18 protein-coding genes are annotated in these 21,780 nt (G+C 58.2%); 4 read left to right on the top strand and 14 right to left on the bottom strand.

Going from position 1 to position 21,780, the window contains the following annotated elements; genetic code table 11:
- Positions 1-232: 232 nt before the first annotated feature.
- Both SLT36_RS26090 and SLT36_RS26095 read right to left on the bottom strand, forming a co-directional pair.
- The gene (locus SLT36_RS26090; RefSeq protein WP_432284953.1) at positions 233-1,012 is read right to left on the bottom strand and encodes a phytanoyl-CoA dioxygenase family protein; all 780 of its coding nucleotides are present in this window, start codon (positions 1,010-1,012) and stop codon (positions 233-235) included.
- Between the two features lie 764 nt (positions 1,013-1,776).
- A complete protein-coding gene (locus SLT36_RS26095; RefSeq protein WP_432288496.1) occupies positions 1,777-3,081 on the bottom strand; it encodes a lysine N(6)-hydroxylase/L-ornithine N(5)-oxygenase family protein in 1,305 nt (434 codons plus the stop codon).
- A gap of 1,086 nt (positions 3,082-4,167) precedes the next feature.
- Here SLT36_RS26095 and SLT36_RS26100 point away from each other — a divergent pair.
- The 4 genes from SLT36_RS26100 to SLT36_RS26115 all read left to right on the top strand — a co-directional run bounded on the left by SLT36_RS26100 (position 4,168) and on the right by SLT36_RS26115 (position 6,425).
- Positions 4,168-4,746: a hypothetical protein gene (locus tag SLT36_RS26100; protein WP_432284954.1), complete on the top strand. Its 579-nt coding sequence runs from the start codon at positions 4,168-4,170 to the stop codon at positions 4,744-4,746.
- Positions 4,747-4,873: 127 nt separating this feature from the next.
- Entirely contained in the window at positions 4,874-5,608 is a 735-nt protein-coding gene (locus tag SLT36_RS26105) for a hypothetical protein (RefSeq protein ID WP_432284955.1), read from the top strand.
- Positions 5,568-5,834: a hypothetical protein gene (locus SLT36_RS26110; protein ID WP_432284956.1), complete on the top strand. Its 267-nt coding sequence runs from the start codon at positions 5,568-5,570 to the stop codon at positions 5,832-5,834. The genes SLT36_RS26105 and SLT36_RS26110 overlap by 41 nt, the downstream gene beginning before the upstream one ends.
- Positions 5,835-5,849: 15 nt before the next feature.
- Positions 5,850-6,425: a hypothetical protein gene (locus tag SLT36_RS26115; RefSeq protein ID WP_432284957.1), complete on the top strand. Its 576-nt coding sequence runs from the start codon at positions 5,850-5,852 to the stop codon at positions 6,423-6,425.
- A 35-nt stretch (positions 6,426-6,460) separates the two neighbouring features.
- Here SLT36_RS26115 and SLT36_RS26120 read toward each other — a convergent pair whose 3' ends face one another.
- The 12 genes from SLT36_RS26120 to nifH form a co-directional block, all read right to left on the bottom strand.
- A complete protein-coding gene (locus SLT36_RS26120) occupies positions 6,461-8,797 on the bottom strand; it encodes a DEAD/DEAH box helicase family protein (RefSeq protein WP_432284958.1) in 2,337 nt (778 codons plus the stop codon).
- Positions 8,797-10,803 (bottom strand): site-specific DNA-methyltransferase, encoded by a 2,007-nt coding sequence (locus SLT36_RS26125; protein ID WP_432284959.1) that lies wholly within the window; start codon positions 10,801-10,803, stop codon positions 8,797-8,799. Before SLT36_RS26125 ends, SLT36_RS26120 begins: the two co-directional genes overlap by 1 nt.
- Positions 10,804-10,871: 68 nt before the next feature.
- Entirely contained in the window at positions 10,872-11,198 is a 327-nt protein-coding gene (locus SLT36_RS26130) for a hypothetical protein (RefSeq protein ID WP_432284960.1), read from the bottom strand.
- A gap of 516 nt (positions 11,199-11,714) precedes the next feature.
- Positions 11,715-12,602: a universal stress protein gene (locus SLT36_RS26135; RefSeq protein WP_432284961.1), complete on the bottom strand. Its 888-nt coding sequence runs from the start codon at positions 12,600-12,602 to the stop codon at positions 11,715-11,717.
- A 98-nt stretch (positions 12,603-12,700) separates the two neighbouring features.
- Entirely contained in the window at positions 12,701-13,486 is a 786-nt protein-coding gene (locus SLT36_RS26140) for a response regulator transcription factor (protein WP_432284962.1), read from the bottom strand.
- Between the two features lie 24 nt (positions 13,487-13,510).
- Positions 13,511-13,990 carry a NifX-associated nitrogen fixation protein gene (locus SLT36_RS26145; protein WP_027056525.1) on the bottom strand — a complete coding sequence of 160 codons (480 nt, stop codon included), beginning with the start codon at positions 13,988-13,990 and terminating at the stop codon, positions 13,511-13,513.
- Between the two features lie 17 nt (positions 13,991-14,007).
- Positions 14,008-14,505, bottom strand: a complete 498-nt coding sequence (nifX, locus tag SLT36_RS26150; protein ID WP_027056526.1) for a nitrogen fixation protein NifX — start codon at positions 14,503-14,505, stop codon at positions 14,008-14,010.
- Positions 14,471-15,853, bottom strand: coding sequence for a nitrogenase iron-molybdenum cofactor biosynthesis protein NifN (nifN, locus tag SLT36_RS26155; RefSeq protein ID WP_432284963.1), 1,383 nt, complete (start codon positions 15,851-15,853; stop codon positions 14,471-14,473). Before nifN ends, nifX begins: the two co-directional genes overlap by 35 nt.
- A gap of 9 nt (positions 15,854-15,862) precedes the next feature.
- Positions 15,863-17,353 (bottom strand): nitrogenase iron-molybdenum cofactor biosynthesis protein NifE, encoded by a 1,491-nt coding sequence (gene nifE, locus SLT36_RS26160; RefSeq protein ID WP_432284964.1) that lies wholly within the window; start codon positions 17,351-17,353, stop codon positions 15,863-15,865.
- Between the two features lie 59 nt (positions 17,354-17,412).
- Positions 17,413-18,954, bottom strand: a complete 1,542-nt coding sequence (gene nifK, locus SLT36_RS26165; RefSeq protein WP_432288498.1) for a nitrogenase molybdenum-iron protein subunit beta — start codon at positions 18,952-18,954, stop codon at positions 17,413-17,415.
- A gap of 127 nt (positions 18,955-19,081) precedes the next feature.
- Positions 19,082-20,587 carry a nitrogenase molybdenum-iron protein alpha chain gene (gene nifD / locus SLT36_RS26170; RefSeq protein WP_432284965.1) on the bottom strand — a complete coding sequence of 502 codons (1,506 nt, stop codon included), beginning with the start codon at positions 20,585-20,587 and terminating at the stop codon, positions 19,082-19,084.
- A gap of 104 nt (positions 20,588-20,691) precedes the next feature.
- Positions 20,692-21,585 (bottom strand): nitrogenase iron protein, encoded by an 894-nt coding sequence (gene nifH, locus SLT36_RS26175; protein ID WP_006331760.1) that lies wholly within the window; start codon positions 21,583-21,585, stop codon positions 20,692-20,694.
- Positions 21,586-21,780: the final 195 nt, after the last annotated feature.

Raw genomic sequence — 21,780 nt, forward strand, 5'->3', positions numbered from 1 at the left:
CCCCCGTCAGAATAGTCCGGCTCTGGGCCCCAGGCGGGCGATGACCGGCGCCAGCGCGGCTTTAGGCGTTACAAAAGCCCGCCCGGCGACACTTGCACGATCGACATAGCGAAGCGTCGTTACGGACCGCGGACGATGCTCCAGTAGCCGGCAATCAGAACGCCATGCTCTGCGCGCTATTTTTTTTGGCGGTAGATCAGTTTCGTATGCATTCCCGCCTGGTTCCGTGAGCTCAATCGCGATAGAAAATGCCGTTTGGGGGCTTGAGGTTGTCGAGATCGGCAACTTTGCCCTCTGGCGGATTAAGGGCGCGCTTAAGCACGTTATATTCAGCGCGGGTCGGTCCACCGGTTGAAGCACGCTGGAACACCAAGTAGAGCGTCCGCCGCGAACGACTGCTTTTATTCGGCTTCGAGTAATGCGGTGCATAATCGTCGAAGATGAAGATGTCGCCAGCCTTCCATACTACGGGTTCCCAGGAGAATGTTTCGGCGACCTCAGGATCAATCACCCCGCCGGCATCCATGGGAAATACCCCCTTCTTGTGGTTGCCGGGGCTGAAGAAAAGGCCACCATTGTCCGGGTCGGAATCGTCAATGCCTATGGCAACGATCGCATGGACCATCCGGTCGGGCAGCCTGTATGGAATGTGATAAATGTCCTGATGCGGGCGATAACCGCCGCTATCGGGATAGTGGAAGATCAGCAACTCCTTGAGTCTGCGCGAATCTTCGCCAAGCAAATCCTCGACCGCAGAGTTTATGCGCTGATCTTCTAGGAGGAGAAGACGCAATGGGTCATGGAAGTCCAGAAAATTCTCGGCCTTAGAGGTGATCTTTCGATCATCAGTCGTCTTCTCGAACCACATCAGCCATTTATCATCGCTAACATCCCAGCGTGATACGTCTTCAACAAAGCTTGAAATCCGTTCCACAGCCGCGGGATCGAAGAACCTTTCGAGCCTGATGTATCCGTCTTTCTGCCACTTTTCTCTTTGTGCATCAGTCAACATGCGAAAGGCCTCCTGTTGGAAAAAATGGTTGGTCGAACATTCCGGTTAGAGGCAGTCGGGCGCTGGCCAGGGTATGGCCCACGGAGACGATACTCCACGGCATGTGGGCGGCGACGCTAAGTGCATTCCGCTCCGGCTGGATTTTCAAGGCTGTGTTGTCCCTCCTCAATGGAGCGATTGTCCAGGCTCGTAAAGATTTGTCGATCCGGTACGTCTTTATAGGAGTCACCGCCGAGCATGCTGTTGATGGTGCGACTGCCCGATAAGGCGACCTTTCGTGCAGCTTGACGCGAAGCAAGCCGTGGGCCACGCGAATGTTTACGACAAGTTCCCGTTCCGGTCGGCCGATCATGGAGGGCACGTCGGCAGCATGAGTCCATCGATCTCTAAGAACGGATATTATCCGCGGAGAGTTCAGCGCTAGACTGGCCATCCCAGGCCAAGCCGGGCCCAGGGCTTCCCTAAGCTCGTCCCGTTCATTTACCTCACCCGGTCCAGCCACCACACGCATCGCTACGAGCCGGAAGCCTCCGCTGACGGCCGACGCAGCCATGGCCGCCAGGGCCAGTGCGCACTTTCGAGTGAGCGACCTGGTACGGTTTCGACGACCGTGGGGCAAATGGACGCCCCAGAATAAAGCGATGCGCCCATAGGTCCAAGGGCATGTTCAGTCACGATGAGTTCGGAGCGGGCTCCGGCCGTCGCCGCAGCGGAGGCGGATAAAATTCCTTGGATGCCACCGCCGATGATCAGTAGTCGCTGAGTCATATCCCGCTGCCCATTTCTTCGGCTACCGGGTCGGGCCAGCTCTCGACGGTGGTACGGCTGATGAAGCCAGGATGCTCAGGGTTCGCGCACGGCGCGCGCTGTAGAAGGCTGTCAAGAATGCGGCGAGCTCGCCAGGCCAGCAGGCTTAGGTTCGGATCGGCCAGCCCGCGCTGCCCGGGATTGGCGTTCTGTACGAAGATGCGTCTGTCAAGCGGTCCGTCCCAGCACACCGAAAAATCCTCGTTGATGACCAACTCATTGTCGGTCTGTTGCAGCCGATCCGCCATCGGTTCCAAAAAGCTTGGCACGGCGTTCTCGTAACCGGTGGCCAGGATGACGATGTCGGCCGTGACTTCTTCGACGTCGCCCAAGCCGCGCTGCAGCGTCAAGTTATGACCCGCGCCGGCGTTGATGCAGCGCGAAACGTTGCAACCCGGCCGCAGTGCGATGTCACATAAGTCTGGCTCAAGAAATTCGTGGCGATACAGCGCCTGGTAGACGGCGCGCAAAGTGCGATCCGAAATACCATCCGAGGCGAGCACGAAACGCCGCAGGAACAGCTTGCGCTGCGGCTCGCTCATTGCCGCGAAACGATCCGAAAAACAGGGCATGAACAATTCGTTTGTGAACGGGCTGTTGTCGAGGGGCAGGTAGTTTTCGCGCTGCGAGACCCAGGTGATCGAGGCAGGCCGCCGTTCTCTTGGCCCACCTACCAAATGCAACAGCACCTCGGCTCCCGACTGGCCTCCACCAACGACGCAAACATGTTTTTGCCGCACCTCAGGATGGATGTGCAGCAAATCGGATGAATGGAACAGGTTGCGTCCGATCCAGCCCTGAAATTGAGGTGGAATCCGCGCTTGCTTGCCGATGCCGACCACCAGGTTTCTGGCACTAAGCACCGCGTCGTCCGTCCGCACCCGAAACTCGCCATCATACCGTATCTCGTGGACAGTCTCGCCGCCGCGGACAAGTGGGTTCCTGCGGAACGCCCAGTTCAGGTATTGTCCGAACTCAGCCCTGAGCACAGAATCGAACTGTGCATTCAGGAAGTGGTATAGACGCCCGTTCTCGTGCAGAAAATTTATGAAAGTATAGGCTGACCGCGGATCCACCAACGTGACCAGATCCTTGAAGTGACTGACCTGGAGTTCTGAGGACTCGAATGCGCTGCCTGGATGCCAGCGGAAGTCGACTTGCCGATCCAAGAACAGTGCCCCGTGCCCAACCTGCTCATGAATTTGACAGGCAAGGCTCAAATTGGACGGACCAGCACCGATCCCAATGCAAGAGAGCTCCAGTTGTCTTACTCCTACTGATGTCTCCCATTCAGGCGCTGGCGGCGAATGTCGGCCATAGCCGTTGGGCCTGCCCTCCGTGCACTCATCGTCGACACCGCCGGACTTGCGATAGCTTGTCCGCGCGTTCGTATTGTCGGGTGTGGCGCCCGCGGATCCCGGCTCCCTGATGAGATCGGCACTCATGCAGGTGATATGTTGCGCGTGGCTGGCATCGAGAATCCCGCCTCGATAACCCCCGCGTGGTCAGTGACATGCTTTCGCAGCCTGTCCCTCATTGCAACTGGGCTCGGTTGCCCGCCTCGACCGTGATGAGCCGACCTTCGGCCTGCTTGGCGACCAGCGAGGGCACGCTCATAAGTGCGGCGACAGCATTTATCCGTGGGTTTGATCATAGAAGACATCCGCTGCTGCGTTCGGGAGGTCCCCTGCATCGAACGTGCCAGAGCAAAACATCAGCAAAAGCAACGGAAGGCAGGTTTGCGATCCTGTCGAGTATCCAACATTGAGGCCGAAACCTTGCACCGGCGCCGATTTTGCACGTAGTCGTACTTCTCGGCTTCATAGCGTTGCAGGCGCTCTTGGCACTTTCCACACGGCCGTCATCGAGGACTGGCCCCGGCGCCGAGTGTCGATCCCGTCAACAGGAATTTCCGTTGCGCAGGCGTGCGCTTGGCGAACGTCTTGAGCTTGGCTCGGCCTCGCGGCGAAAGCCAATGAGATCGCAAAGTGGGACGACATCCGTTCCACGCCACTTGAAACTTCGGATACATTTCATCAAAACAATAGATACTACGAAGAATGAAAAGAATCTGCTTCGGAAGACTACCGTAAAGTAAAGCCCCCCGACCCTCACCCTACCGTCAGCCTATATCGTCGTTTCTTGAGCGGGCCCATCCTCTAGCCGTCAGGACACCGCACTCTCACAGCGGGGACAAGGGTTCGATTCCCCTTGGGCGTACCAAGGATTTCAATAGCTTAGCAGGCAACGGCGAAGTCGTCTAATATCCGTCTAATATCAGCCACGTGGAAAACGCTGGATCGGGATGGAGATTGATGGAATCGTGACCGCCAATATGATGGCCTGCGATGATGATCCAGCACAGTTCCACTAAGGTGCCGCCCGGCTACCTTCAGCACGAAGATGGCAACGGATATTCTTACACGTCGCCGAACGGCCGCATGGCCGTCCGGGGTTCTGTCGTTGGCGAACACCTATTCCAAAGCTCCAAGTTCGGAACGCTTAACATCTCGGCCGTGATGAGAGAGTTGAAGCTTATGAAGGCAAAGCCTCTGCGGGCGAAGCTGGACCCGGCCGTAATGGACCATATCCGGCTTGTCGAAATCGATGAGAACCGGGTTAGCCAGATGACCAGAAAACGGCGCGATGAGCCCGTGATTTCGGTCATGGCGTCCGATGGTGTCAACATTATCGATGGTCACCATCGCCTCTACAGGCGAATCTCAGACGAACTTGGCTTCTTCAACATGTACATGGTGCCTGGGCAACTCGTGCTGCACGTGCAAGTTCAGACTTACCAGCAAACGCTCCAAGGGGGATGGGTCCGGGTGCAGGCGGGGCCGACAGATTACGAAATTCAGGCTGCCGTCGGCGACAGCCTCAAAGTGATGATCGCGATGATGAAGGCCAACGGCGTGGTGTCATGATTGATGCCGGCGCTGAGACCATCCCGCCGGTACGTGTGATTTTTGCAGTTGCCAGCGGAGAAAGTAACCTCGCCGAGATAGATTATTTGTGTTCTTCTCTACCCCGTTTACGAATCGGGGAAGCTAGATGTCGAGCAAGAGGTGTAAAATCCACTACAGGAAATTGCGTCGTGACAACGGCCAGTTTCCGTCGGAAAGTTTGAGCGCCAAGATACAGCAAGCCCTCAATACCAGAAAGGGAGCGTCGCGTATTGGTGAAAGCGTCCAGCACCGGATCGCTGAAGTGCCAAAACAGGAAGGCTATCGCCGCTTCCTGAATGACTTTTACGAGACCGACGAATACGTCTTCGGTGACATCTGCCTTTTCTCTCCAGGCGAAATGCAAGCCCTGCTCCAGTTGTCTGCCGATCCGGCTCACCCAACGCTGGATGAGGTCATGAAGGCTTGGGCGATTGCGGAATCGAAGGCGCCAGCCGGGCACGAATACCTCCATGGCATCGCCTACTGGTTGGCGATCGGCGATCACTTCTATCAAATTCAGCATGTAACCCTCCAAGCCAAATCGATGGAGGAATATTTGACATGGCTGCTTCGGGATCAGTCGGGCGCCATATCGGGGGCACAATATGTAGAATTGCAGGCGGAGTTTGACCGCGATCAGGTTGGCGGAGACCTGGGTGATGTAAGGTCAATTGAAATCGGCGGGCTTGTGCCCGAGACCATTCGACCCGCCCCGCCCCCGGTTCCCGCAACTCCAGGCAGAGTGGTTGAGGTCGAAACACATGAAAGCCTTGGGGATAGAATCGCCGTTGGAGGTGACCGTGAACATCGGCTATCGTGCGACCCGGAGAAAATTCGGTAAGGAATTTATGGGCAATATTGCAGCCGGATTGCGAAATGCACCGGACGGCGAACTGAAAGTTCGTGGGCGCGACGGTGAGATAAAAGGCGATGACGCCCGTCTCTCTGCTGACATGACGGTGCGCAAGATGTCTGATACTAGCAGCCTACTGGATCTTGAGAGCGCCCTTGGACAAATGCTCGAAGTTCACCGCCGTTTCCTCCACGATGGAAAGATCGTCGGGTAGTCGCCATATATTGAGATGATGAAGATTAATTGGAGCCACCTTGTCATTCCAATTGCCGGCGCGGTTGCTGCGTGGGAGTTGGCTTCCGTGGCCTTCTGGGACGCTGCGAAGCCGTCGCTTTTGACAGCGATGTCGGTGATCGCGGCGGGTGTTCTCGTGCGACTTGCCAGGGGCTTGCCGTTCAACAATCCCGATCAGTTCGCCCTCGATGAGGCCCGCCAAATCGCTAGTGCGATTAGGCAGTCCATCCGGGCTCTTCGTGCGCTTATTGCCGTTATCTTCTCAGCGATGGGATCGCTGGTGTTTGCGAAGGCAATCAACACCGCCATGGTCGCTGCCACGTTCGTTCCTGTGAAGGTGGCGCCGTATATTGAGCCGGGAATTTCTGCCGTTGTCGGCTTCCTGCTCACCTACGTTTTCGTTCGGATCTTCGCTGTCATCAAAGGCGACGTCAGCCTCACTGATCTCCAAACCGACCTTCTTGTGAAGTCGGTGGAGCGAAAACAAGCGGAACGTTTTGACAAGGCGCTGGCGAAATCAGATGCGCCACCCATGAAAAACCCTGAAGGCTACGGGAAGGTCGTTCAATAGCGATTGCAGGCTTGCTTTGCCGGCGCATTCGCCTATCACGCAACATCGAGCGCAAGTCGCACCGCGGACTTCTCATCGGCTGCATGAATTCCGTGCAGGCGTCCATTCTTCCAACTCCACACTGTAAATCCCTGCTTGCCGATGCGGTTGATCTGACCTGAGGGAAGCGCTTCGGCCTCGCCATCAGAGATCAGCCGAAGCACCACCTTTGCCGGCTCACCAAGCGTATCAATGTCAAACAGTTTGCCGACGCTCGCCTCGGCGAGGAGATGGTCTCCTTTGGTGTCGATAGCGACCACGGCCTTGTCAACCCAGACTAGGAAATCTGGCCAATAAGTGGAAGAGGAGGCCATATCTAGCAGCGGGATATAGAATCCACTGTTCCTCGGATTCCGTGCCCATACACGCTGGGTTCGGTCGAGAGCCCGGGCAAACCGCAATTCAAGAGGGTTTAGGCCGGAATATAGGCCATGCAAGGCCTTCCCGAACTCGACAGCGTCGGCACGATCGACGGCTATCGGTCCCACAGAATAGGGCGCGTCGAAATCATTCTGAAAAATTCGCGAATGTGCAATGTAGGTTTCAACTACCGATCGCGCGACCCCACGGACATGATCTGCGGCCGGGCTGGTCAGTTCGATCAACGCATCGAATTTTGGAAGCTCGATGTCAATTAGGTTAATCGGCCCTCCCGCCCTGCGGAGTGCTCCAGAATACAACCGGTGCAGCTCGCGCCGGAAGATCGATCGAGCCGTAACCCTGTTGCTATGCTCCACTTCGGTCCACTCGAAAATGGCTTCGGCTCCCGCACCGATTTCCTGAAGGACGAGCATACGACTTCCCTGGCCAACCGTGTTTAGGCCACCCAATGAGAAATCCATCATTTTGTTGATGATATCTGCGATCGGCTGCTTGGCTTTTATCGAGTGAATACCAATGGTAGGGACCGTGCGAGGCGGGTCGGGATTGACCTTGTCGAGGATGCGGCCGCCCCCCTCTTTCTTGATCGTCAGCGCAACTGCCGGATGCTCTGAAACGAGCTGTTTGCGGACGTCTTCAAGGATGTCGTCAAAGACTCCGCGCTCGTCGGTTCGAATATAGAAATGCGCGGTGTTGAGCGAGGGATTGCTATAATGCTCGGCGCCAGGCTGGCGCAGTACGCGACCGATCACTTGCGTGACCTGCCGCGCCGATGCCATTTCCTTGTCGATATAGGCAAAACCGCATGTGGGATCGTCCCATCCCTCCTGCAGGCTGAGATTGAAAATGATGTGCTCGAAATCACCGTTTATGAAGTCGGTATAGTCTCGGTCGCCGCCAGACAACACCCGCATCGATTTCGGAGCAGGCATCTCTTTCGCGAATTTGAGCTGACTATAGATGACTACTTTCTCAGGATCGATGCCGGCATTTTCTACCAGATGACGCCAGATGAGAATCGGCCGGGCCTGCCGTTCGTCAAACGGCCGTTTCAAATCCTCCGAAATGGGGACGCCGTCCACCGCATTGGTGCTGCAGACATAGATAGCCTTAGGCCGAAAAGGTATCGGAAGATGTCCCGCTGCTTCCCGTGCATCCGCCATATCGGCAAGCAGGGCATCAACGGCAGTTTCCATCGGCGTCACATATCCGCCGATGGCGATGCGTTCCTTGACCAGCCCTGACGCAACGACGTCCTTACTCGTCACTGCGGTGATAAAATCCTCATCCTGCCAAGCTCTATCCGTTCGTAGCCGCGTTATCGTATTCTCGAGGCGCGAAGGCAGCGACATTGTCGCGCTGGCAGCGATCAGGCCATCGGGCGAGAGCTCGAGTAGACGTCGCGTTTGAAGGTCTGACAGATTATGCCCTTCGTCATATACGATGAGCAGCGGTCGGCGCGTCCCGCTTCGCGACCGGCGTCGCTTGAGCAGACCCCAGAGCGATTCACTGGCGAGGTCGAGCTGAGCTTCAAATACTTTTCGATCGCTGCCGGCTTCTTCCTCAACGGCAAATTTCCCGACCGTCGCCACCAGAAGCAGACCTTGCTCGGTGTCTTCAATATCGGAAGGTGCGACTTGCAGCAGCGGTTTCACCGAAAATCCCGGAAGCTTGTCGGCATAACGGCCTGAGGAGAGGTTGGCATGGGTTTGGGCGACTACGATCCGGCCTTTCGAGACCCAAAGGACAATCGGCTGCAAGGGTAACCAATCGCGGATTTGGGCAACCGAATCCGCGAGAATGATCGTTTTTCCGCTGCCGGTTATCGAGACCAGCGTTTGAAGAAATGGCACGGTGGTAACGCGATCGACCATCAGGGGATTGGCGACATAATTGGCAAATCGCGATGCGATCTGACTGGCGGCATTTTCCTGAAATTTGAAGAGGTCCATCAACGGGCCTCCTCTGGCGAGTTGAACTCGTCGTTTTCGTTGAGCCCAAGGTGAGCGAGAATCCGATCCGGAATTTTCCAGAACCTGACATTGGGCGACTGGTATGTCTCATATCGCGCATAAACGTGATAGGGTGTCGGGATCCTAGCTCGCTTAGCCTCGCTTGCAACGGTTCGGTAGGTCTCCAGATCCAGCGAACCGACGGGCCCACCATTGTCCCAAATTAGGAAATACCCCTCGCCGGTATCATCGGTCCCAATGAGATATTGATACCCTTCGTCGGAAAAGACACTCAGATTGGGGGCGCTTCGGCGCTGAGACTCCCAGTGCGAAGTGAGCACGATGTCGATCAATTCGTCTCTCTGCATCGACAACACGGTCTTCGCATCGATAGTCTTGGTGAGTAGACGGTACTCAAACCCGCCTCCCAAAGGTTCAGCACTCCTACCGTTGGGCCTCTCACCCGTCACGGCATTATTGAGCCGCTTCCAGGTCAGCGTCCGCGCATATTTATCGCCATTCTCGGGCGCGCCCTGTTCAACCAATATGAAACGCCGGTCGCTATCAGTTTCTTGGTTGAGCGCGAGGACGGCGTGGCCGGTAGTCCCCGACCCTGCATAGGGATCGAGCACTAGTCCGCCGAGAGGACACCAGAGCTGGATGATCTTCTTGAACAGCTGCATGGGTTTTACGGTCTCGAACCCATGGCCTTTGCCGACGACACTATCGAGTTCCTCTATTCCTTCGCGGTTTCGACCCGATTCCGGGGCGGCCCATGAGACGGCACCGATCGAAGTAAGTCTGTCGGGATCAGCCTCCTCCACCCAGAAGGTCGTCGGCACAGCACCGAGTTTGACATGGGCGGCATGGACTTTCAGCATGGGCTGGGCATCGCCCTTGATCCCAAAATAAAGCTTCGGCCAGTTACCAGCCTCGAGGCGCGCAATCGCCTTTCGCCTTGCTTCCACAAGGCGGGGATGATTGGCACTGAAGTCTAGGGTTTGCGAAGTAGGCGCACCTTTCACCACGAGAGCCTTGGGCTTTCCGTCACCAATGTCCCGTTCTTCATAGGGAGAGCCCCAATCGGACAGCCATTTCTTTATGGTATCTTTCTCAAACGCCCAGTGGCGTGTCTCGAGCGGCCAATGAAGCTCGCCGGTGAAGGGCGACTGGATGGCATAGGTACTGGATTTGTGCGACGTCGGGCTGCGCTTGCCGGTCACATCGCCCTGTTTCCATTCGCCGATCTCGTCGTCATCGCGGTTGCTGAAACGGGAGTCGGCCTTTTCCGAGCGCGCGAGCAATTTAGTCGTACTGAGCGACTTGTCCTTTGCATAGACAAGCACATAGTCGGTTGCCGTTGATACGTGACGAGCGTTCTTAGGGGTGGTTTTCTGCCAATTGATGATAGCGATACGATTCTCTTCCCCGAACACCTCGTCCATCATCATGCCGAGGTGAAAAAGCTCATTATCATCGATGCAGATCGCAATGACGCCTGAGGGTTTCAGCATCGCCTTCATCATCTGAAGACGCGGCATCAAAGCCTTGATCCACTTAGTATGCCGCGATCCGTCTTCCTTGGCTACAATCGTACCAAGGTCGGGATCGTTGGGATCTTCGTCCCATTTGTCATTGTAGCGGAAGGACTGGCCGGTGTTATACGGCGGATCAGTGAGTATGAGATCTACTCCTCCGCGATATTTGTAGAGGGTCACCATCGCCTGAAGGTTCTCGCCTTCTATGAGCAGATTGCATGCCTGATCCTCCGGACTGCCCACATGAAGTTTCGGTTCGCGCCTGGTGACGCGAGGACGAACGCGGCGATAGATTTCGAGCGCCGTGCGCTTCCCATAAAAGCTCAACGCAACCCCGTTGCTCAGAAGACTCCGCACAATTTTCTCGAGATCGTCTCGATCGAGCTTCGCCAGTTCACCGACGACTTCTTTGCGCCGCGTTGTCGACATTTTTTTCCCGCCCCATGCAATCGAGATGCCGATCGGCACAATGTTTGTTCTCTAAATGTTCGCACAGCGATGATCGCTTCGCAATGGCTTCATGGCTATAGCCAAGGCTACTCGTTGCGCAACCGCAGAATGCACCGCAAGCGAATACATCGTCGAAGATCGGCAGAGAGACGAGCCACTCTAGGCGACCGGGCAGCGACGCTGGTGAAGGTTGGCACCAGCGGCATTCGAGTTATTTTTCCGAGGGCCGCTGCATGGCGGCTTTCCAGAGTCTCCGGCCGGACGGCTGCGTTTTCGGCTTGCATCTTGCGATCAATATCGCCGGCCTGCACGCCAGCTTTGTGCGTAAGCGCGACTTTCATGGGGCGGTCGCGCACGGTCTCCCCGCGCGCGAGCGCAGTTTGAACTTCGGAGTAGGTCATAGGCGTGGTCATCTTTTTTCTCTTTCCTCAACGACGTAGGGCGGTGCGCCAAGTGGTGGCATCGGCGGCGCGTTCTGTTCGATGGCGTCTTCATCAATCGGGTTTTGGAGAAACGCCGTAGGGACACAGCTCTTGGACATACACGGAGAAGGAACCGGCGGCCTTTTTCGCGAGGATAGCCGGCCGAACTGGGTACGGATAACGCCGCAGAGAGGCCCTCGTGAGGGCCTTCCTGCTATATGGACCTTGAGTGTCCAGCCGATAGATGGTTAACAGATTGAACCGGATGCTGTGCGTGCGATAAGTCACCATGGGCTTCCATCCTTCGAAAGCCCGGCTTCCAAGCCTTGTTCAATCTGTCCGGTCCGAGGGGCGCAGTCCATACTAGGTAACAGTTTCCCCGCTTATGATGGGTTCGCCGCAGCGCCAAGCGGTTGGGTTGGCGCTGCGCTGCGGCGAACCAGTTTCATGTGCTTGTGGTCGATGAAGCCAAGCGGATGGGCATAGAGACGGAACTTCCGAAACCATTCAGCGAGCCAAAAACAGCGGCAATGGCGGCTTTTCGACTATCCATCTCGTCATGCCGCCGAAGAGCCGCTCACGCAGCCGCCGGTTGCCATAAGCGCCCATGACGATCATGTCGGCAGACGTGTCGATTGCGTGCTGCGCAAGCACCGTGGCCGCCGATTTGCCGGCACTTGGCAGGAGGTCAACCGACACCCGAGCACCGTGCCGAGTGAGATAGGCAGCGATGTCGGCTCCAGGCTCCGCGCCGTTCCCGTTGTAGTTGCCCTTCGGATCGACCAGGGCGACACGAACTTCCTCAGCAACGCATAGGAGGCCCAGCGCTTCTCGAACCGCACGGGACGCCTCGACTCGCGAATCCCAACCGACCAGGACGCGCCGTGGCCACAGCGTCGCCTCAGCCCCCTTCGGCACAACGAGCACCGGCTTTCCCGTATCGAACAAGCAGCCGTTGACCATAGGAGGTCCGAGATTCTCGTCGTTGAGGAGCTCCGGTCCGATGATCGTGAGGTCGGCGCAGAGCGCACGCTGTCGTGCCACTTCACCGAGGCTGGCCGGATCGTAATAGTCGGTGTCAACATCATAGGCGAGCGACATAGATTCCAGCAGTTTGTGGATATCTCGGGAGCGTTTTTCCAGTCTGATCGCGTTCTGTGTAAATCGATCGATTTGCCGAAACCGATCGTTCAATCTGGCAATTGCCTGTCCACGTGCTACCGGCCACTCTGGGACACCATCTCCGATCCGCCGATGCGACATAAGGAGCATCGGAGCGGGTATGATCAGTACGGAAAGGTGCGCGCCGATTTCCGCACACAAGCCGGCAGCAGTTCTGACGTCCTGATCGGAATGGTCAGCGCCGGTCAAACAGAGTACCGTTTTAAAGCCCATTTTCCTGTTTCTTCCTGAGTATCCGTTGAGGGCGTTTCAGGCCGCGAGACCGGCTCACAGCGCGAGGAAAGGGAGTGGAACCACACCCGGCACTCGATTCAGCCGTCCAGCTTCTCGAGCGAGTAGCCGGCCGACCTGACGGTACGGATGACGATATCGGTCGAGGCCGTCTCCAGCGCCTTTCTGAGCCGACTGATATGGACATCGACTGTGCGTACACCGACATGGATATTGGCCGGCCAGGCCCCCCCGATCAGCTCGTCCCTGCTGAAGACCGTGCCGGGCGCCTCGAGCAAATGCCGCAGCACGTTGAACTCGATCGGTCCGAGATGGATGTCATGGCCATTGCCGCAAACCCGGTGGGCATCGAGCTTCATCTCAAGGCTGCCATAGGAAAGCCAGCTGTCGTTTTCAATCGCGTTTGAACCCGGCTTCGGCAGCGCCAGCCTCGTCCGCAGACAATCGAGCAGCTTGGCCGGCGCCACAGGCCGCACAAAGCTCTCGTCAATGCCGGCCTTCAACAGATCGAGGTGCTGGTTCTCGGCGCCGGGCGCGATCAGGGCAATGATGGGCAGGCCGCCGGTTCGGGGCTCCCGCTTGAGCCGGGCGCAGATTGCGGACCCGGTAAGGCTCGTTGAACCGCAGTCCAGCACCACGGCCTGGAAGTCGCGATCGTCGGCCATTGCAAGTGCTTCCTTCGCGCCGCCTGCCGGCTCACTGACGAACCCGTCCACCTCCAGTATGTGGCTGAGGAACAGATAGAACTCCGCATCTTGCGAACAGATCAGGACGCGTGGCTTCATCAGCGCTACCCCGAGAACCAAATTGGCCTCGACCGCGTCGGCCGCGTGGGCTGGCCATCGCGGCTCCTCAAGGCCTGACATGATCCTCTTGCTCGAAAATCGGTTTCATGCCCGTGCCACCTCGGGATAGGCGTCGATGGCTGCGATGGCATCGTCGACCAGTTTCGTACCGGCCGCGGCGAGTTTGCAGAACGTCTCGAAGCCGAATCGATGGACGTCGCGCACGGTCTTGGACAGAACGACCAGCCGCCCGGCGGTGAAAAGCACGCGCCCGAACCCCTCATGGCTCATTTCGATCATCGGCGATGCCATCAGGCCGGAGCGCTCCTCGATCGCAAGGGCGACGGCAGTGTAAAACTTGTCGAGCCTCCACAGCACGTCCGGATCGGGATCGCCGATGATCGGAATCGTACGCCGCTGTTCCTTGCTGACGATGAAGTCCGCCAGCAACTCGGCGTCCGCTTTGCCGTCCCAGGACCCGTGGGAATCTTGAGCAAGGATCAGCCGCACGAGGCACTTGACGAACGGGCTGGCAAGGGCCGCCTCGTCATCGTTGACAGCATGGCTGATCGCGACTTCAAACATTTTGCTCTTTCCTCGTTTCAGTCCTCGTCCTCGAAGGAGGGTTTCTTTTCGGCGACACCGGCTTCGGCCAGCACCTTGCGCAGCCAGGGCGGAGGACAGGTTCTCAGCATCATCTGCGTGCGCAACAGCACCTCTTGGATGGTTTGTGGCTGCGGCACCTTGATGGGATGGATTTTTGCCGAAATAACCTTGGCTGCCGAAGGCCCGCCAATGGCCAGACAAAACAGCAGGTGGCATCCCTTCAGCGCCTCCACCTTCGGCGTGATGCGGTCATCGCCCTCGGTCCGACGCTTCCCGCTCTCATCGGAAACGTCATCGAAGGCCAGGGCTTCCACGAGATGCCACTCCTCGCGCGTCACGTCGTAGACAGCAAAGCGCTTGGCCGACCCGAAATGGGCATTGAGACCCTTCATGTCTTGCGTGGCGATGGCTACGCGCAATGCGCCTGCTCGTCGTTCAGGCATCGGTGCGTGAACCTCGTCAGTGACGAGTGAGAGGCGACGAACGGAGCTCATCTGGCATTTCTCGATTACGGAATGGGTCAAGCGCCTCAGGTGTCGGCGCGCGCTGGTTGGCCTGGAAGATATTGGCAACATCGAAGATCAGGTCGCGGGTCCCCCGGTACAGGATTGTGAGCTTATGCTGGCTGCCCAGCCGGTCAAAGATCGGGAAGCCGACGCGCATGAGCGGAATCCCAAGGCGTTGCGACGCCTGGCGACCGTGGGAATGTGCTACGAGAAGATCCGCGCCCGCTGCATGAGCTTCCAAATCGCCGAGATCGCCGATCTGAACCCACTCCGCCGGTACTTTTTGCAGAATCTTCGACATATCGGTCGTCGTGACCGCCGCCGCGATGTCGCAGCCCATGTCGGTGAAGAAGGTTGCGAGTTGATAGAGTTGGTCTGGTTCAGCCGCGATCGCAATTTTCTTGCCTCCGAAATGGAAATGTCCGTCGAGCAACGCATCCTGCAATTGCGCCCGATGACGGCGCACCCGGGCCGGCACCGCCGCGCCCGAAACCGCCGATAGCAGCGAGACGAACCGGTCAACAGCCCTCAATCCGGTCAGCGACTGGAACACCGCGTAAGGCACGCCGGTCAACCCGTGCAGCGTTTTCGCCGGGTGGCGCATGTGCTCGCCGATGACGATGCATTGCGCCGCCGTGCCAAGCTCGCGGATTTCCTCGACGCTGGTGCCGCCATAGGTAGTGGTTACCCAGCGGTCAGGAACCGTGCCATCGAGTGAGCCGGAGACGTCCGGCAGGATAACCGGCTTGAGCCCAAAACTTTCAACCATGTCACGCAAATGCTCGACGTCAGCGACAGTGAGGTTGCATCCGGGCAGGATCGCGATCTTCTTCGGCTGCCGGGTCCGTGCGCCCGACCGTGTAATCCCTTCGATCATCGCCGCGACAGCCTTGGCCCAGCCTTCTTCGATAGCGCCGCCGAAATCAGGCGTGTTGGCCAGCACAACCTCCGTACCCGCGAGCTCTTCCGCATGCTTCAGCTTGACGTTGGCGATATCACTCGCGCAGTCTTCGCCACGGGTCTCCACCAGCGCGGTCGTGCACACTCCTATCAGCTTTGGCTTAGTGCGGGTTTTGAGGTTGAGGATCGCCTCTTCCAGATGGTCCGCTCCGCCGAGTATGGTTGCCACCTCATCCATCGCCGTTGTCTGCAAGGGGATCGCTTCCTTGAAATGCCGCACGAAGAGCACGAGCGCGAAGCTGGTGCAGCCTTGGCCGCCGTGGAACAGGGGCATCGCACCCTCGACTCCAAGAAAAGCGAAGGCGGCACCCAGCGGCTGCGACGACTTCAGCGGGTTGACCGCCGCTGATTTGATTTTGCGAAGGATGCGGACCATCGGATTTCCTCAACGGTTGCCGAAGCGGTGAGCCGTCGCGCCAGCGAATTCATTGAAGGCGTTCACAGTCGCGGTCCCGTTCTTCGTGCTCGCCAGATCGTCCTCCCCGGCAGGCTGGCGATCCCACGGCGCCGGCTCCCGCACCTGGTCCCAGATCGGGTTATGAATGGCGAGGTCGATCTGCCGGACAAGTTCCACCATGCCGTCATAGCCGGCATAAGGATGTTGGCGCTCCTGGTTGATATCGAGCCAGGGCGTCTTGGCCTTCAGGGCGATGAATTGCGTGCGCCCGCCCGACAGCATGATGTCGGCCTGGTGTTTTGAGAGCATGACGTAAAGATCGCGCGCTGCCATCTGCTCGAACATGTGGTTTTCGTCCTTGAGGATCCGTTTGATCCGCTCCTTGTCTTCGACTGTGGATTTCTTGACCGAGGTGCCGACGATCTCCATGCCGATCTCCATCAGCGCGTGGACGACTGACCAGGACTTCACACCGCCCGTGTTGAGCAGAACGCGCTTGCCTTGAAGCCGCCGGCGGTAGGCCTTGAGCTTCTTCCACGCAATCGCCTCCTGCTCAGCAATCAGCGTGTCTGTGCGATCGAGGATCTCCGCATCGGCGCCCTTTCTCACCAGCAGCTCAGCAATGTTGCGAAGTGCCTCCGAGGTATCTGTTATGCCGTAGAAGGAGCCCTCGAAGAACGGGATGTCCCAGCGCTCCTCCATCTTGCGGGCCAGATTGATGAGTGCGCTCGAGCACACCATCATAGCCGCCCGGGCGCGGTGCGCGGATGCAACGTCGATGTAACGCGCATCGCCCGGAATGCAGGCGCGCACCCGGATGCCGAGCCGATCAAGCAGCGGCTTCACCAGCCAGAATTCGCCGGAGAGGTTGAATTCGCCAAGGATGTTGATGTCATAGGGTCCGGCGTCGTCGGGTTCCACCGTGCCGATGACATGATCGAGCAACGCTTCGGCGGCCAGTTTGTTGCCGAGGTTCTTGGAGCCGGCCAAGCCCGGCGCATTGATCGGCACCACGGCCAAGCCGAATTTTTCTGCCGCGCGTTTGCACACGGCCTCGATGTCGTCGCCGATCAGCGCCGTCACGCAGGTCGAATAGACGAAGACTGCCGCCGGCGCATATGTTTCCTTGATCTCGCGGATCGCCCTGAACAGCTTCCGCTCGCCCTGCCCCATCACGACGTCGAGTTCGGTGAGGTCGGTTGTAAAGCTTGTCCGCCACAGGGTTGGCCCGGACGAAGCTGCGCCTCTGTTGTCCCAGGAATTGCCCTCGCAGGCGAGCGGCGCATGGACCAGGTGCGCAACGTCGGTAATCGGCTGCAGGACGATCTTGGCGCCGTCAAAGGCGCAGCCGCCGGCTGCCGCCCCGGGGGTCAGCGGCTTCGAGCAGCCCTCCTTGCGCGCTTTGGCATCCTTGCCGCGGTTGTTATCGCAGGCGGGCTCGTCAAAAACGTCCTGGATCTTGGCACTGAGCGAGGTCATTGCGTCAGTCTCCGACGTCCATTGGGCATGGGCGGCCTCGACGAAAAGCCGGTACGGGCTTAGCGGGTGAGGTCATAGGAATAGTCCGTCACGCCCGTTTCGCTCGTCTCGCGATCGAGCTTGTCGAATATCTTGTCGAGGATCGTCGTCAGCACGCGTAATCCACCCTGGTAGCCCATGAGGGGAAAGCGATGGTGATGGTGCCGGTCGAAGATTGGAAACATCAGCCGGATCAGCGGCGTGCCGGTGTCGCGCTCCAGATACTTGCCATAGGAATTGCCAATCAGCAGGTCCACCGGCTCTGTAAACAGCAGCGAACGCATCGCCCAGAGATCCTTGCCCGCCCAGACCTGGGCATCCTGGCCGAAGGGCGAGGATGCAAGCAATTTCTTCATCTCGGCCTCCCAGGCCGATGTGCCGTTGGTCGCGAGGCAATGTGTCGGCTCGCCGCCGGTCTCCATGACGAAGCGAGCCATGGCGTAGACGAAGTCCGGATCCCCATAGATTGCGTACTTCTTGCCGTGCAGCCATGACTGGCTGTCGGCCATGGCGTCAACCAGTCGGCCGCGCTCCATCCGGATTGTCTCGGGGATCTCCTGGCCGGAAATCGCCGAGACCTTCATCAGGAATTCGTCGGTCGCTTGGACACCCAGCGGATAGTGGAAGGATGCCGTCGCCTGCCCGACCTCGTTGCAATATTCCAGCGTCTTGCGGGTGTTGTAATGCTGCAGCGACAGTGTCGCCTCCGCGTTCAGTGCCCCTTTCACGTCTTCGATCTTGGTGCCACCGTCATACATGCGGTATTCGCCGTCCGACGGCGTGTCGAACTGGTCTGAGGCGTCCTGAATGACGGTATAGGTGACACCCATCAGGTCGAGGAGGCGCTTAAGTTCCCGGTTGTTTCCGACGCAGAATCCGTCGAAGCCTGGAATGATGTTGATGGTCCCAGCGGCTTGCGAGCGCTCGCTGCCCTTCCAGAAATGCTCCAGCACGCCCTTCACCATGCCGTCATAGCCATCGACATGGCTGCCGACGAAGGCAGGCGTATGAGCAAAAGGCACGTCGAAGTCGCTCGGGACCGAGCCTTCGTTCTTGGCGTTCTCGATGAAGCTCCGCAGGTCGTCGCCAATGACTTCGGCCATGCAGGTGGTCGAGACGGCGATCATCTTGGGGTCGTAGAGCTTGTAGGTATTGGCGAGCCCGTCGACCATGTTCTTCAGGCCGCCAAACACTGCCGCGTCCTCGGTCATCGAGGAGGAAACCGCTGACGAAGGCTCCTTGAAATGTCGCGACAGATGCGAGCGATAGTAGGCAACGCAGCCCTGGCTACCGTGAACGAAAGACATGGTCCGCTCGAAGCCCGCGGCCGCGAACACCGCGCCGAGCGGCTGGCAGGCCTTGGCGGGGTTTATGACAAGCGCCTCGCGAGCGAGGTTCTTTTCGCGGTATTCCCAAGTCTTGGTCAATTCGCGTTGATCGGTGACGATCTGATCAGGGTGCGGACATTCGAAATTCAGCTTCTTCTCGGCAAGCATTTGTCTATATTCCGGCTCGCGGAACAATGGAGCATGGTCGAGAACTTTTTCGGCCGATTGCGGCATGGTGGTCACCTTTTCCATCTGGCCGCGGCAAGCGGCAGCACAGGGACATCGAAACTTGAAGGGCCCCTCGCGGATCGAGTGCCCCCGAGCATTTATCGGCCTCCCTGCCTGGCAGGGAGGCCAGTCCTCATTCGGCGGCGACGGCCCTCAGCGGTGCGTCCTTCATCTTCTTCCACGGCGCGCGGTAGAGACCCCAGACCGGGTTGTTGATGGCCAGATCCATGTCGCGCGCGAAGATGGCGAAGCCGTCATAACCGTGATACGGGCCGGAGTAGTCCCAAGAGTGCATCTGGCGGAACGGGATGCCCATCTTCTGCACCGGGTATTTCTCCTTGATACCGGAGCCAACGAGATCAGGGCGGATGCCTTCGATGAACTTCTCCAGCTCGTAACCGGTGACGTCGTCATAGAGGAGCGTGCCATTCTTCACGTAATGGCCGGTGCGCTGGTAGTCGTCGTTGTGGGCGAACTCGTAGCCGGTGCCAACGATCACCATAGCGAGGTCCTCGTAAGCAGTGATGACGTGACGAGGACGCAGCCCGCCGACATAGAGCATCACAGTATTGCCTTCGAGGCGCGGTCGGTACTTGGCGATGACGGCATCGACCAGGGGCCGGTACTTGGCGATGACCTTTTCGGTCTTCTCCTCGATTTCCGGGCCGAAATGCTTGGCGATGTTGCGCAGCGAGGCCTCGATCTGGGTGGGGCCGAAGAAATTGTATTCCATCCAGGCGATGCCGTACTTTTCCTCCATGTGCCGGCAGATGTAGTTCATCGATCGGTAGCAGTGGATCAGGTTGAGCTTGGCCTTGGGCGCGCGCTCTATCTCGGCGAGTGTGGCGTCGCCCGACCAGTTGCCGACCACACGAAGCCCAATCTCTTCGAGCAGGATTCGCGAGGCCCAGGCATCGCCGCCAATGTTGTAGTCGCCGACGACGTTGACGTCGTATGGGCCGGACTCGAACGCGACATCGCCCTTGTCGAAGACCCAATCGCGGATCGCATCATTGGCAATGTGGTGGCCGAGCGATTGTGAAACGCCGCGGAAACCTTCGCAGCGCACCGGTACAATCGTCTTTTCGTGCTCCTTGGCTTTCTTGCGCGACACTGCCTCGATATCGTCCCCGATCAGGCCGATCGGGCATTCGGACTGCACCGAGATGCCTCCACTGAGCGGAAACAGGTCCTCGATCTCGTCGATGATCTTTTCCAGCTTTTTGTCACCGCCGAAAACGATGTCCTTCTCCTGGAAGTCGGAGGTGAACTGCATTGTCACGAACGTGTCGATGCCCGTCGTGCCGACGTAATAGTTGCGGCGTTGCGACCAGGAATATTGCCCACAGCCGACTGGCCCGTGCGAGATGTGGACCATATCCTTGACCGGACCCCACACCACGCCCTTGGAGCCGGCATAGGCACAGCCGCGGATTGTCATCACGCCCGGAATGGATTTGATGTTCGATTTGACGTCGCATTCGGAAAGGCCCTTGTCCTCACCTCCAGCCTCGTCCTTGCTCGTTGCGACACTGAGGTGCTTCTTGCGACGCTTCGCCGCCTTGTCTGGATATTGGGACAGCACGTCTTCGATAAGCTTCGCATGCAAAGTGCCGTCATTCTCATAGTCGAGGCCCATGGGACCTGCCCCTTTCAAGGTTCGGGTAACGCCTCGCCAACGAGGCCTTGTTTCGTACAAAGGGGCGCCAGGTCACGGTCGGCGCCCCCTGTCGGTAGCGGCGGCTACTGAGCGACGGCCAATTTCGCTTCCTTGGCCTGAAGCTCGGCAAGCATTTGCTCGTCCGTCTTCATGATGCCGAAGTCGAGCAGCATGTCCTCGAGCTCCTCCATGGTGATTGGGGTCGGGATGGTGCCCTGGCCCGAATTGACATGGATCTTCTCGGCCAACGCGCGGTACTCCCCTGCCTGTTTGGAGTCCGGCGCATACTGGATTACCGTCATCTTTCTCAGTTCGGCGTGCTGGACGATGTTGTCGCGCGGCACGAAGTGGATGAGCTTGGAATTGAGCCTTGCGGCCAGCGCCTCGGAGAGGTCGAGCTCGCGGTCGGTCTGGCGCTCGTTGCAGATCAGCCCGCCGAGCCGCACGCCGCCCGAATGGGCGTATTTCAGGATACCCTTGGCGATATTATTGGCGGCATAGAGCGCCATCATCTCGCCGGACATGACGATGTAGATTTCCTGGGCCTTGTTTTCGCGGATCGGCATCGCAAAGCCGCCGCACACCACGTCGCCCAGCACGTCGTAGGAGACATAGTCGACATTATCATAGGCGCCGTTCTCCTCGAGGAAGTTGATCGAGGTGATGACGCCGCGGCCGGCGCAGCCGACACCCGGCTCGGGGCCGCCGGACTCCACGCACTTGATGTCTTTGTAGCCGATCTTGAGCACGTCCTGGAGTTCAAGGTCTTCCACAGAACCTTCCTGGGCGGCGAGATGCAGAACCGTATCCTGCGCCTTTGCGTTCAGGATCAGCCGGGTGGAGTCGGCTTTGGGGTCGCAGCCGACGATCAGGATTTTCTGTCCGAGGTCGACCAGGGCGGCTAGCGTATTTTGAGAGGTGGTGGACTTGCCGATGCCTCCCTTTCCGTAGAATGCGATCTGACGCAGACCTGACATGTTGCTTTCCTTCCTTCTTCCATCCATAGCGGCTACCCGCGACTTCAATGTCGGTCGGCAGATCCCGCCGCCTCGCACCGATCGTTTCAAAACTCGTGCCAATTTGGCCGGTTGGATCGAAGAAGAAATTTTATGATTGCTTTTCAGCTATTTAACATTTGGCAAAAATATTAAATTGGCTAAATAAACTTGTGT

The organism is Aminobacter sp. BA135 (assembly GCF_050859125.1).
GTDB lineage: Bacteria > Pseudomonadota > Alphaproteobacteria > Rhizobiales > Rhizobiaceae > Aminobacter > Aminobacter ciceronei.

Coding starts and splice junctions, on each gene's coding strand:
- SLT36_RS26090 (WP_432284953.1), bottom strand. CDS start 1,012: ATGTTGACTGATGCACAAAGAGAAAAGTGGCAGAAAGACGGATACATC.
- SLT36_RS26100 (WP_432284954.1), top strand. CDS start 4,168: ATGATGATCCAGCACAGTTCCACTAAGGTGCCGCCCGGCTACCTTCAG.
- SLT36_RS26105 (WP_432284955.1), top strand. CDS start 4,874: ATGTCGAGCAAGAGGTGTAAAATCCACTACAGGAAATTGCGTCGTGAC.
- SLT36_RS26115 (WP_432284957.1), top strand. CDS start 5,850: ATGATGAAGATTAATTGGAGCCACCTTGTCATTCCAATTGCCGGCGCG.
- SLT36_RS26120 (WP_432284958.1), bottom strand. CDS start 8,797: ATGGACCTCTTCAAATTTCAGGAAAATGCCGCCAGTCAGATCGCATCG.
- SLT36_RS26130 (WP_432284960.1), bottom strand. CDS start 11,198: ATGACCACGCCTATGACCTACTCCGAAGTTCAAACTGCGCTCGCGCGC.
- SLT36_RS26135 (WP_432284961.1), bottom strand. CDS start 12,602: ATGGGCTTTAAAACGGTACTCTGTTTGACCGGCGCTGACCATTCCGAT.
- SLT36_RS26140 (WP_432284962.1), bottom strand. CDS start 13,486: ATGTCAGGCCTTGAGGAGCCGCGATGGCCAGCCCACGCGGCCGACGCG.
- SLT36_RS26145 (WP_027056525.1), bottom strand. CDS start 13,990: ATGTTTGAAGTCGCGATCAGCCATGCTGTCAACGATGACGAGGCGGCC.
- nifX (WP_027056526.1), bottom strand. CDS start 14,505: ATGAGCTCCGTTCGTCGCCTCTCACTCGTCACTGACGAGGTTCACGCA.
- nifN (WP_432284963.1), bottom strand. CDS start 15,853: ATGGTCCGCATCCTTCGCAAAATCAAATCAGCGGCGGTCAACCCGCTG.
- nifE (WP_432284964.1), bottom strand. CDS start 17,353: ATGACCTCGCTCAGTGCCAAGATCCAGGACGTTTTTGACGAGCCCGCC.
- nifK (WP_432288498.1), bottom strand. CDS start 18,954: ATGCCGCAATCGGCCGAAAAAGTTCTCGACCATGCTCCATTGTTCCGC.
- nifD (WP_432284965.1), bottom strand. CDS start 20,587: ATGGGCCTCGACTATGAGAATGACGGCACTTTGCATGCGAAGCTTATC.
- nifH (WP_006331760.1), bottom strand. CDS start 21,585: ATGTCAGGTCTGCGTCAGATCGCATTCTACGGAAAGGGAGGCATCGGC.